Below are 12025 nucleotides of genomic sequence, written 5' to 3'. Positions count from 1 at the left end.
GACTCAGGCCCCGGTGACGGCGGCGGCGCCGGCGGCATCGGTGGTGACGTGCGCGCTCGCCGAGTTCGCCAGGCCGGTGCCGCAGGAGCGCGCGCCCATGCGCCAGGCGTCGACACCCGTGGCCAGGCTCTCCATCACGGCGGCGTAGGCGCCGCCGTCGGCCTGGTAGTTCCGCCCGAAGTCCCCGGGCTCCGCGGTGAAACCGCGGATCCGGCCGGCGACGGTGCCGAGGTTGTCGGCCACCGTCGAGTAGCCCGCACCGGCCCTGCTCACCGCGGCCGCGTCGATCTTCGTGCCCATCCGAACCCCCTCGCTCGCACGTCCCCTACTCATTGGACGCACCAGCGGGCGGATCGGTTCCGGGTTCCCGTCAGATCGCCCCGGTGCCCCGGACGGCGGTCAGCAGGCCCGCCGGGCGGGCCTCCACGGGCAGAGGCTCGACCTGCGCGAACCCGCAACCGATGGCGCGGGAGGCACCGTCGGCCTCCTCGCTGTCGCCCACCATCAACACCCGCTCGGGCGCCAGTCCCAGGGCGCTCGTGGCGATGCGGAAGATCTCGAGGTCCGGCTTGGCGTGCCCGGCCTCGAAGGACAGCACGAACTCGTCGACCAGGTCGGCGATTCCCTCGCGCGCGAAGGCCGGCCTGATGTCGTAGCCGATGTTGGAGAGCACGCCCACCTTGAGACCCGCGTCCCGGGCCGCGCGGAGTACGACCTCGGTATCCGGGTAGATCGTCCAGTTCAGGGGGTTGGAGAACTCGCCGTAGAGCCGTTCCCGCTCGCTCGGGTCGGCGACGCCGGAGTGCTCGAGGACGTGCAGGTAGGCGCCCCGGTGGTCGGCGGACGAGAGGTCGCGGGCGTGCCAGGTGCGCAGCGCCTCGCCCTCCATCGGCACCGGGACCCCGACCGGCACCGTCATCCGGTGCAGCAGTTCCTCCTGCGCCGCGTCGTCGAGCGGGCGCCCGTCGGCGCCCGTGAGCCCGGCGAACCACTGCGGGTCGGGCTCCAGCCGGAACAGCGTCCCCGAGAAGTCGAACAGCACACCCTCATAACCGGTCATACCCACACGGTACCGGTTATGAAAACGTTTCGACAGGCCGCGTCAGGAAATGAGACCGGCGAGCCGCTCCGCCGTGCCGCGCGCCAGTTCCTCGGTGGACGCCTCGACCATCACCCGCACCAGGGGCTCGGTGCCCGACGGGCGCAGCAGGATCCGCCCGGCCTCACCGAGCGCCGCCTCCTCCGCCGCGAGCGCCGCGACCAGGTCCGACGAGGCCATCGCCGCCGCCTTGTCGATCACCTTCACGTTCACCAGCACCTGCGGCAGGACGGTGAGCACCGAGGCCAGCTCGGCCAGCGACGAGCCCGTCTGCGCCATCCGCTCCATGAGCTTGAGCCCGGTGAGGACCCCGTCGCCCGTGGTACCGAAGGCCGGCAGCACGACGTGCCCGGACTGCTCGCCGCCCAGCGCGTAGCCGCCGGTGCGCAGTTCCTCGAGCACGTACCGATCGCCCACGGCGGTGGTCCGCAGGGTGATGCCCGCGGCCTTCATCGCCAGGTGCAGGCCCAGGTTGCTCATCACCGTGGCGACCAGGGTGTGGTCGGTGAGCTCGCCCGCCTCCTCCATGGCGACGGCGAGGATCGCCATGATGGCGTCGCCGTCGACGGTCCGGCCCGCCGCATCGATGGCGAGGCAGCGGTCGGCGTCGCCGTCGTGACCGAGGCCCAGATCGGCCTCGTGCGCGAGGACCGCCGCCCGCAGGCCCTCGAGGTGCGTCGAGCCGCAGTCGCGGTTGATGTTGAGCCCGTCCGGCGTGTCGTGGATCGCGATCACCTCGGCCCCCGCGTCGCGGTAGGCCTTCGCGGCCACCGTCGAGGCGGCACCGTTGGCGGCGTCGACGACGACCTTCAGCCCCTGGAGCGAGACGTGCACCGCCGACTCCAGGTGCGCGACGTACCGGTCGACGGCGTCGAAGGCCCGCTTGACACGGCCGATCGCGGCGCCCGTCGGACGGGGCGGCGCGGGATCGTCGAGCGCCGCCTCGATCGCGTCCTCCTGCGCGTCCTCCAGCTTGTGCCCGCCGCGGGCGAAGAACTTGATGCCGTTGTCCGGCATGGGATTGTGCGAGGCGGAGATCATCACGCCGAGCGCGGCGTCGTACTCGGCCACCAGGTGCGCGACGGCCGGCGTGGGCATCACGCCCACCAGCAGCACGTCGACGCCGGCGCTGGTCAGGCCCGCGGAGACCGCCGCCGACAGCATCTCCGACGATGCCCTCGGGTCCCAGCCGACGACCGCGAACGGCCGCGCTCCGCCCTTTCCGCCCTTCGCCGGGTCACGACGGCCGTTCGCGTCACCGTCAGCAGCACCCGACCCCTCGGCCGGCGCGCCGAGCACCGCCGCCGCGGCCGCGGACAGGCGCAACGCCAGATCAGCGGTCAGGTCCCTATTGGCCAGGCCGCGCACACCGTCGGTCCCGAACAGACGCCCCATGAATCACACCTCACGGAAGAAGAAACGAGTGGAAACGAGACCAGGGCAGGCGCCCGCACGGATGCGGGTGCCTGCCCTGGTGAGAGCCTGCAATCAGCGCTTGCTGTACTGCGAAGCCTTGCGGGCCTTCTTCAGGCCGTACTTCTTGCGCTCGACGGCACGCGGGTCACGCGTGAGGAAGCCGGCGCGCTTGAGCGCGGGGCGATCCTCGGGCGAGACCTCGATCAGCGCGCGGGCGATGGCGAGGCGCAGCGCGCCCGCCTGGCCCGACGGGCCGCCACCGGTGAGGTTCGCGGCGATGTCGAAGGACTCGAGACGCTCGACGGTGACCAGCGGGGACTTCACCAGCTGCTGGTGCAGCTTGTTGGGGAAGTAGTCCTCGATGGTGCGGCCGTTCAGCACGAAGTTGCCGGTGCCGGCGGTCAGGCGCACGCGGACCACGGCCTCCTTGCGGCGGCCGACGGTCTGGACGGGGCGCTCGACGACGACGGGGCCACGGGGAGCGCGGGTCTCGGCAGCGGCCTCAGGGGTCTCGGAGGTGTACTCGTTGAGAACGACCTCGGCGTCGCCCTCGAAGTTCTCGATCGTGTCGCTCACTGCTGCGCCACCTGCTTGATCTCGTAGGGAACCGGCTGCTGCGCGGTGTGGGGGTGGTTCGGGCCGGCGTAGACCTTCAGCTTGCCGCCGATGGCGTTGCCCAGCTTGTTCTTCGGGATCATGCCGAGAACGGCCTTCTGCACCACGCGCTCAGGGTTCTTGGAGCCGAGGACCTCGCTGATGGTGCGCGAGCTCAGGCCGCCCGGGAAGCCCGAGTGGCGGTAGTGCCGCTTGTCGGTGAGCTTGGCGCCCGAGAGGGCGACCTTCTCGGCGTTGATGATGATGACGTAGTCGCCGCCGTCCACGTTGGGGGCGAAGGTCGGCTTGTGCTTGCCGCGCAGCAGGTTGGCCGCTGCGACGGCGAGGCGGCCGAGCACCACGTCGGATGCGTCGATGACGTGCCACTGCCGGGTCACGTCACCCGCCTTCGGGGTGTAAGTAGGCACAGGAGATCCTCTGCTCGATGGTTCGGTGCCGGTCCCATGTGCGGCAAGAGCACCCCCGGCGACCAACGGAGACCCGGGACTCGACTCCGCATCGCCCTCGAGAAGGGCAGCGCGGCGCCACACACCAGCGGACCAGAGTACGCGGGCGCCCCGTCGCAGGTCAAAACGGCCGGGTCCGCTCGCCCACCACCGTGCCCGACGGTGCCGAACGTCAGGGTCCGGTAGGGGGCTTTCCCGGATGTGTCGGGGGCACCGTCGGAAATACCGTTGCCTTCCATGACCACCCCGACCGTGGAGGCGCCCGACGCGCCCGAGGCCGAGAACCCGGCCACCCCCTGGACCACCGCGCAGCTGATCGGTTTCCGCCTGCTCTTCGTGCTGGGCGGCGGCCTGACCCTGCTGTCCGTCTTCGGCAGCCTGCAGCTCGCGCCGGTGATGACCGTCGTGCAGGGCCCGTTCGCCAGGATCGGCGCGCTCGTCACGGGCACCGAGCTGGAGCTGCCGTCGCTCAGCGGCTCCGGCGATTCGCTGGGCATCTGGCAGTACCACATCGGCTGGACCGTGGTCGCGGTGCTGATCACCGCCCTGTGGACGGTCCTGGACCGGGGACGGCGCGAGTACCGCGGTCTCGCCGGGTTGCTCTGGCAGGTGGGCCGGATCGCGCTCGCGAGCGGCATGATCTTCTACGGCCTGGGCAAGGCGATCCCCACCCAGATGGCGTACATGGAGCTGCCCACCTACGCGCTGCAACCGGCGGGCGACATCAGCCGGATGAACATGCTGTGGGGTTTCATGGGCGCCTCCGACGGCTACTCGATCGTCACGGGCCTCGTCGAACTGGTCTCCGGCCTGCTCCTGCTCTCGCGTCGCACCTGGATCCTCGGAGCGCTCGGCTCGATCGTCTCCATGGTGCAGGTGCTGTTGCTGGACACCTTCTACAACGTGCCGGTGAAGTGGCTCTGCCTCGAATTCCTGCTCCTCGCGGTCGCGCTGCTCGCGCCGCAGTGGCTGAACCTGATCCGCGCCGGATTCGGCCGGGCCACGGGTCCCGCGCCCGCGATCTGGCCCGCCGCGGGCGCCGACCGGACCTGGCTGCGACGCACCGGGAGAACCGTCGCCGCGCTCGCCATCGTGAGCATCACCGGGCTCGGCCTGGTCTCCGGCGTCATGATCAAGGCCGCACTCGCCGAGCCGCGCAGCGAGATCGACGGGACCTGGCACGCGACCTCCTTCCTGGTGGACCGCCGCGAGGCGACCCTCGCGACCGATCCGGCGTGGATCAACGTGGCCATCACGTACCGCGGCCGCGGGATCTGGGAGTCCGCGGGCGAGCGCTTCACCACCTTCGTCACCCAGGACTCCACCGCACGGGTCACGCCCTGGCTCCTCGAGGTGGACGATTCCACGCTCACGATCAAGCCGGCCGAGTCCGGCCCCGAGACGGTGCTGCGGTACACGCAGCCCGGCCGCGACCGCCTGACGATCAGCGGCCGGGTCGACGGCCGCGACATCGCGGCGGTGTACGAGCGACGCCCGATGGACCGGCAGTCCGAGCAATTGCGGCTCACCCACACGGAGCCGGACCCGGAGACGCCGTCGCTGGATTTCCCCTGATCGCCCGTTGCACTTGTTACATCTGTCACTAGGAGTGGTCGTGAGTGAGACTTACGATGACGGCATGAGCGCACCTCAGAGCCGTGCGGAACCGGCGGGGCCGGCACCGTCGACGCCCGTGCCCGCGACCGTCCCACCGTTCGTCGCCGGACCGCCCGTACCACCCCCGCCCGCCCCTCCGGCCGCACCGCCGGAGCCGCGGTGGTCGGGCGTGCAGAAGCTGGCCTTCCGGCTGCTGTTCGTGCTCGGCGGCGGCATCATGCTGCTCTCGCTGTACGGGAACGCGGGCCTCGCGCTCGTCTGGCGGTTCTCCGGCGTCTGGTGGCTGCTCGCGCAGATCGGCAGCTACGTCAGCCGCGGCGAGGGCGTCGACATCGTCCTCTCCGCGGGTGGCGACAACCTGTGGCAGTGGTGCGTGCACCTGGGCTGGATCGTCGTCGGCCTGGTGATCGTGGCGGTGTGGACGGCGCTCGACCGCGACCGCCCGAACTACCGCTCCCTGCTGGGACTGCTGGGCGTGCTCGCGCGGTTCGTGCTGGCGATCTCGATGATCATCTACGGCCTCGCGAAGGTGATCCCCACGCAGATGGGGTTCATGATCCTCCCGTCGCACCAGTTGCAGCTCACCGGCGATACCAGCCTGTTCACCACGCTGTGGGGCTTCATGGGCGCGTCGGTCCCGTACATGGTGGTCACGGGCCTGGTCGAGCTGCTGGCCGGCATCCTGCTGCTGTGGCGGCGCACGTCGCTCCTGGGGTCGCTCGTGGCGATCGTGGCGATGAGCCAGGTCTTCCTGCTCAACCTGTTCTACGACGTGCCGGTGAAGATCGTCTCCGGCGAGCTGCTGCTCGTGGCGATCGCGCTGACCGTGCCCTCCCTGCCCAACCTGGCGCGCGTGGTCTTCCACCGCCCGGCACCGGCGCCCCCGGCGCCGCTCCCCGTCGCCGGCGCCGGGCGCGCGTGGTCCCGGATCACGGGCCAGGTCGTGAAGTTCGCGGTGGCCGGCCTGATGTTCGTCCTCATCGCCGCGCAGGGGGTGGTGATGACCTACGTGATCCACACGCCGCGCTCCGACCTCGACGGGGTCTGGCGGGCGACGTCCTTCACCATCGACGGTGCGCCGGCGGGCCTCACCCAACGCGATCCGGCGGCGTGGTCGAACGTCGCGATCACCTTGCGCGGCAGTCGCTCGAACGAGACGATCACGAAGCTGGGCGAGATCTACGACAGCGTCGTCACCCAGGAGCCGTCCGGCTACACCACGGCGTGGCGGCTCGATCTCGACGGCGACGTCCTCGAGATGCGCAAGCGCGAGAACGACGCCCCGCTGCGGGTGACCGCGCGACTCGACCGCGACCGGCTGCATCTCAGTGGCACCGTCAGCGGCAAGCGTTTCGAGGGCGTCTACGAACGCCGGTTCATGGAGCGGGAACGTTCGCACTTCCGGTTGGTCCAACCCGACGATCCGGGCCCCGTCGGCCCGGAACAAGGAGGTTCGTGAGATGACGAGACCGTTCCGGTTCGCGCTGGTCGCACTGCCCGTGCCGCAGCTCGGCGACTGGGCCGGCTACGCCCGCTCGGTCGAGTCCGACGGCTTCGACGTGCTGGCGCTACCCGAGAACTACCCGCTGCCCGACGGTTTCACCTCTGCGGCGGTGGCGCTCGGCGCGACCTCGACACTGGAGGTGGCGAACTTCGTGGTCGCCGCGCCACTGCACGACCCGAAGCACGCGGCGTGGCAGGCACATTCGCTCGCGGCCACCAGCGGCGGCCGGTATCGCTTCGGCATCGGCACGGGCCGCCCCGACGTGGCGGGCGACGCCGCCGCGCTCGGCGTGCCCTTCGGCACCGGCTCCCAGCGCCTCGCCCGGGTCGTGCAGACCCTGGACGCGCTCGCCTCGCTCGACGGTGCCGGCCACACGCCGGTGCTCATGGCCGCGGGCGGCCCGAAGGCGCTCGCGGTCGCGCGGGAGCGGGCGGACACGGTGGCCCTGGCGACGGCGCCCACCACCACGGCGGAGCGGCTCGCGGAACTGACCGCGCCGCTGCGGGACCGGGTGGAGCTGGCCTGCTCGATCTTCGCGGTCAACGGCGCCGTCCCCGCCCATGCCCGCGCTTTCATCGGCTCCGATCTCGACGCGCTCCGCGCCGTGGACTCCCCGGCGGTGCTGGACGGCTCCGTCGACGAGATCTGCGCGACCCTTCGCCGCCGCCGCGAGCAGTACGGCTTCTCGTTCATCGCGCTCGGCGGGCACACCGTCGACGCGATGCGTCCGGTCGTGGCGCGCTTGGCCGGAACGTAGTACGCCGACGGCTCCCCTCCCCCACGATCTCGGCGCATGATGGAGGCATGCGCCCAGAGCTGAGGTCCGTGCCCGGTACCGCCCCGCGGGGCGTGGTCTTCGGGGATCCGCACGTCACGCCCGACGGGACGACGGTGATCACCGTCTCGCGGATCCGGCGCCGCCGCAGCGGCGAGGACCGGGTCTCGGCGATCGGCGTTTACACCGTCCGTGACGGGCAGGCGGTGTGGTCGCCGGCCGTCGACGCGGACCGCATCGCACTGCTCGGCGTGACGACGGGGCTCATCGCCGCCACGCTGGCCTCGCTCGCCGTGGTGCGGAAGCCGCCGTGGCCGGCGCTCACCGGGACGGTCACGGTGACTCGGGGCCGATAGCGCTCTCCGGTCCAGCGACCATCGCGACCTGCACCAGCTCGACGCCGCGCGCCCGCGAGACCCAGGTGCCGCGACCGGGCGGCTGCGGCGACATCTTCACCGCCCCGAGCACGGTGCCCTCGTCGCGGGAGCCGCTCATCACCAGGCCGTCGGCGGCGAGGTCGCGGATGCGGGCGAGGAAACTCTCGTACAGGCCGCGGGCGAGGCCGCCGCTGCGCCGGGCGATGACCACCTTCAGGCCGATGTCCCGCGCCTGGGGCAGCAGTTCCAGCAGCGGTGCCAGCGGGTTGCCGGTGGCGCTCGCGACGAGGTCGTAGTCGTCGACGATCAGGTAGATGTCCGGACCGGTCCACCACGACCGGTCCCTGAGCTGCTGTGGTGTGACGTCCGCGCCCGGGCACCGGTCCCTCAGGACCTGCACCAGGTGGGCGACCATGGGCGTCAGGGCGTCCGACGACGAGGCGTAGCCGGCGAGGTGGTCTCCCTCGACCGCGCCGAGCAGCGTCCGGCGGTAGTCGACGAGGACGATCTTCGTCTGCTGCGGCGAACCGCCGGCGACGAGGCCGGCGATGATCGTGCGCAGGGTCTCGGTCTTGCCGCACTCGCTGTCTCCGAGGACGAGGAAGAAGGGCTGCGTCTCGAACTGCAGAGTGGCGGCGGCGAGTTCGGACTCCCCGACGCCGAAGACGGCGTGCGTCGGCGGCGCGTCCCGGCGGGCCGGGATCCGGTCCCGGAGCACCAGATCCGGCAGCATCCGCACCTCGGGTGCCCGGTCGTCGTACTTCTGCGCGAGCTCGTCGACCATCGCCCCCTGAGCCGTGGGCAGGTCCGCGGCGGTCGTGCCGCACGGGAGCGCGACGAGCATGTGCAGTTGCTCGGAGGTGATCCCCCGACCGGGCCGGCCGACCGGCACGGAACCGGCCACCCGGCGGCCCATCTCGGAGTCCATCGGATCACCCAGCCGCAGTTCGATCCTGGTGCCCAGCTGGTCCTTGACCGCGGGCCGGATCTCGCCCCACCGGGACGCCGCGATCACCAGGTGCACGCCGTACGAGAGTCCCTGCGTGGCCACCGCGTTCACCTGCGGCTCGAGCGTCTCGAATTCGGTCCGCAGCACCTGCCAGCCGTCGATCACGAGGAAGACATCGCCGAACGGATCGGCGGCCGCCGCGGGGTGCGCGCGGTACTGCGCCATCGACGCGACCCCGTGCTCGCGGAAGGCCGCCTCGCGCCGCCGGATCACGCCCGTCACCTCGGCGACGGTGCGGCGCACCCGGTCCGGGTCCAGTCGGCCTGCCACGGAGCCGACGTGCGGGACGCCGGCGATGCCGGCCAACGAGCCACCGCCGAAATCGAGCACGTAGAACTGGATCTGCCGCGGCGTGTGCGTCAGCGCCGCCGAGACGACGAGGGTCCGCAGCGCGGTCGACTTGCCCGACTGCGGACCGCCGACGACCGCGACATTGCCCTGCGCGCCGTGCAGATCGACCAGCAGCAGGTCCCGCCGTTGGTCGTAGGGCCGGTCGACCACGCCGATCGCCACGCGCAGCGGTGTCGAATCGGTACGCCGCAGGTGGGCCGCGAGGTCACCGACGGGCGCGGAATCGTCGAGCGGCGGCAGCCACACCTCGTGCGCCGGGAGCCCGTGCCCGGCCAGGCGCGCCACCATCGTCTGCAACAACGACGGTGCGCCGTGTGCCGGCGCGGCCGACGACGGTACGCCCGTCGCCGGAACGGGATCGCCGGGCTGCGCCGGGATCCGCATCAGGCCCGCGGGCAGCCCGGAGCGCCGGCGTTCGACCGGCGCCGGGGCGTTGCGGTACTCGCGCACCGCCGCGTTGCCGACCGCACCGCGGCGCGCCGTCGACGCGGCGGAGACGGGCGGCTCGTACTCGCCCGAGACGTAGCAGGCGTGGAACCTGCGCGGCGGATCGGCGTCGAACTTGAGGTATCCCGCGCCCGGCGTCGACGGCAGGTGGTACGCGTCCGGCACGCCGAGAACGGCACGGGACTCACTGGCGGAGAAGGTCTTCAAACCGATCCGGTACGACAGGTGCGAGTCGAGGCCGCGCAGCTTGCCCTCCTCCAGCCGCTGCGAGGCCAGCAGCAGGTGGATGTGCAGCGACCGGCCGAGCCGACCGATCGCGACGAACAGCTCCGCGAAATCGGGTTTCTGCGAGAGCAGTTCGGAGAACTCGTCGACGATCACGACGAGCGCGGGCATGGGATCCAGCGGCGCTCCGGCCCGGCGCGCCTTCTCGTACTCGCCGACGTTCGCGAAGTTGCCCGCCCGGCGCAGCACCTCCTGGCGGCGGTTCATCTCCCCGGAGAGGGCGTCGCGCATGCGGTCGACCATCGCGATCTCCTCCTCGAGGTTGGTGATGACCGCGGCGACGTGATGAAGACTCTCCAGGCCGAGGAACGTGGCACCGCCCTTGAAGTCCACGAGCACCAGGTTCAACGCCTCCGGCGGGTGGGTGGCCACCATGGACAGCACCAGTGTCCTGAGGAATTCCGATTTTCCTGATCCGGTTGCCCCGATGCACAATCCGTGCGGGCCCATGCCGTTCTCGGCGGCCTCCTTGAGGTCCAGCTCCACGGGCTCGCCCCGCGGGCCGATCCCGATCGGCACCCGCAGCCGCTCGCGGGCGGAGCGCTCGCGCCACACCGACTCCGGCGTGATGGCGGCGGCGTCCGTGATGCCGATCAGGGCCGGCAGGCCGGGATCCACAGGCCCCGCGGCACCGTCGAAATCGAGGAGTTCGGCCATCGACGCCGGGCGGAACCGGCCGATCCGACGCGCCGTGACCTGCGCCGCGCCCGCGGTCACCGCGTCCGGCTGGGCGAAGTACTCCACTCCGGCCGCGCTGCGGGCGCCGAGTCTGCGGGACTCGTCGATCACCAGATTCAGGCCGCTCCGGGCCGCGAGCGAATCCGGCTCCGGAGACAGATCGAGCACCGTCACGCCGTCGATCCCGACGGCCACGTCGAGCACACCGCCGGGCGTGACCGCGATCCCCCGGTCCAGCAGGATCACGTGGTGGGGCCGGGTGGGATCGGCCGGCGCGGAGCGGGAGAACGCGCCGCGCTCCGCGAGCTCCACGGCGATCGCGTCTTCGAGCTCCGCCGCCGAGCCGTACACGGTGCGTACGGGACCGAGCCCGTCGCACTGCGTGGGATGCGCCACGTGCGGAAGCCATTTCAGCCAGCCCCACTCCGCCGAGTCGACATCGGGCGTGGCGGCGGCGATCCGCACGTGATCCGGTCCGTGCAGAGTCACCAGGGCCAGCAGCATCGCGCGCGCCGTGTCGAAGACCTCGGCGCGCGGGCCGCTGAGCCCGACGGCGGGGAAGCCGCGCACCGCGACTGCGACGGGCAGGCCGGGCACCGACGCGCCGTGCCGGACGAACCGGCGCAGCGCCACCGTCGACACCGGCTCCAGGTCCTCGAGCGGCCCCGTCTCGGGCGGGACCAGGCGGGTGGCGAGCCGCTGGCTGCCCACCCCGACGCGGACGTGCAGGAAGTCCGGGTCCGCCGGGCGCCGCTCCCACATCCGCCGGGAGCCGACGCACCCGGGCAGCGCAGCGGGATCCGGGTGGATCCACTCGAGGGCGGCGCGCTGCTCCGCGCGCGTGCGGTCCACCTGGGCGCGGACCTGTCCGAGGTAGCGCAGATAGTCCTTCCGGTCCTCGTTGAGCTCGGCGGCGGACGCGCCGTTGCCCTTGTTGTTCATACCGTACATGCCGAACATCGACATGAGCATCATGAGCGGGAACATCATCATGAACGGGCTCTGCATCATCGCGCTGCCCGAGGTGAACATCAACGCGATCATGCCGACCACCGCGACCACCATGACCACCGGCAGCAGCTTGGCGAGCAGTCCACCGGGCACGGCGCGCGGGATCTCGGGCGGCGCCTGCAGCGCCACCTCACCACCGGGCGTGCGCGGCGGCGCAAGCCGTTGCTTCCGCGCGAATCCCTCTGTGACCGGCTCGAAAACCACGTCGGTCGTGTCAGCCACCCTCGGCCTCCCCCGGACTGCGGCGCGCCCCCACGCACCGTCGTGACTCCACTGTGCATCGCCGGGCCCGCGGCCGGAGGTCTTTCGGCGAACCCCGGGCAGAAGGGAACCGATCGCCGCTCTGGTGCGTCCAATGAGTATCGGGCCCTTGTTCCACGGGCCGAGCAGGGCGA

10 protein-coding genes are annotated in these 12025 nt (G+C 71.8%); 4 read left to right on the top strand and 6 right to left on the bottom strand.

The genetic code is table 11. The annotated features are described in order from the left end of the window. Positions 1-3: 3 nt before the first annotated feature. From AC21LY_RS05725 to rplM, 5 genes are all read right to left on the bottom strand, one after another. The gene (locus AC21LY_RS05725) at positions 4-300 is read right to left on the bottom strand and encodes a hypothetical protein (RefSeq protein ID WP_489045338.1); all 297 of its coding nucleotides are present in this window, start codon (positions 298-300) and stop codon (positions 4-6) included. 70 nt (positions 301-370) lie between these two features. Further along, positions 371-1060 (bottom strand): HAD family hydrolase, encoded by a 690-nt coding sequence (locus tag AC21LY_RS05720; RefSeq protein ID WP_489045337.1) that lies wholly within the window; start codon positions 1058-1060, stop codon positions 371-373. A gap of 42 nt (positions 1061-1102) precedes the next feature. Further along, entirely contained in the window at positions 1103-2494 is a 1392-nt protein-coding gene (glmM, locus tag AC21LY_RS05715; protein WP_489045336.1) for a phosphoglucosamine mutase, read from the bottom strand. Positions 2495-2587: 93 nt separating this feature from the next. Beyond that, positions 2588-3091, bottom strand: coding sequence for a 30S ribosomal protein S9 (rpsI, locus tag AC21LY_RS05710; protein ID WP_489045335.1), 504 nt, complete (start codon positions 3089-3091; stop codon positions 2588-2590). Next, positions 3088-3537, bottom strand: coding sequence for a 50S ribosomal protein L13 (gene rplM, locus AC21LY_RS05705; RefSeq protein ID WP_489045334.1), 450 nt, complete (start codon positions 3535-3537; stop codon positions 3088-3090). The genes rpsI and rplM overlap by 4 nt, the downstream gene beginning before the upstream one ends. A 276-nt stretch (positions 3538-3813) precedes the next feature. Between rplM and AC21LY_RS05700 the strand changes: the two genes are divergently transcribed. From AC21LY_RS05700 to AC21LY_RS05685, 4 genes are all read left to right on the top strand, one after another. Beyond that, positions 3814-5151, top strand: coding sequence for a hypothetical protein (locus tag AC21LY_RS05700; RefSeq protein ID WP_489045333.1), 1338 nt, complete (start codon positions 3814-3816; stop codon positions 5149-5151). A 64-nt stretch (positions 5152-5215) separates the two neighbouring features. After that, positions 5216-6652 carry a hypothetical protein gene (locus AC21LY_RS05695; RefSeq protein ID WP_489045332.1) on the top strand — a complete coding sequence of 479 codons (1437 nt, stop codon included), beginning with the start codon at positions 5216-5218 and terminating at the stop codon, positions 6650-6652. A gap of 1 nt (position 6653) precedes the next feature. Further along, a complete protein-coding gene (locus AC21LY_RS05690) occupies positions 6654-7454 on the top strand; it encodes an LLM class flavin-dependent oxidoreductase (protein ID WP_489045331.1) in 801 nt (266 codons plus the stop codon). Between the two features lie 47 nt (positions 7455-7501). Next, positions 7502-7828: a hypothetical protein gene (locus tag AC21LY_RS05685; RefSeq protein ID WP_489045330.1), complete on the top strand. Its 327-nt coding sequence runs from the start codon at positions 7502-7504 to the stop codon at positions 7826-7828. Here AC21LY_RS05685 and eccCa read toward each other — a convergent pair. After that, positions 7806-11852, bottom strand: a complete 4047-nt coding sequence (gene eccCa / locus AC21LY_RS05680; RefSeq protein ID WP_489045329.1) for a type VII secretion protein EccCa — start codon at positions 11850-11852, stop codon at positions 7806-7808. The genes AC21LY_RS05685 and eccCa overlap by 23 nt on opposite strands. Positions 11853-12025: the final 173 nt, after the last annotated feature.

Source organism: Tsukamurella sp. II2bb, from assembly GCF_057815145.1.
Note: the sequence above shows the minus strand (reverse complement) of the source record. Positions and strands in the feature narration are given on the sequence as shown.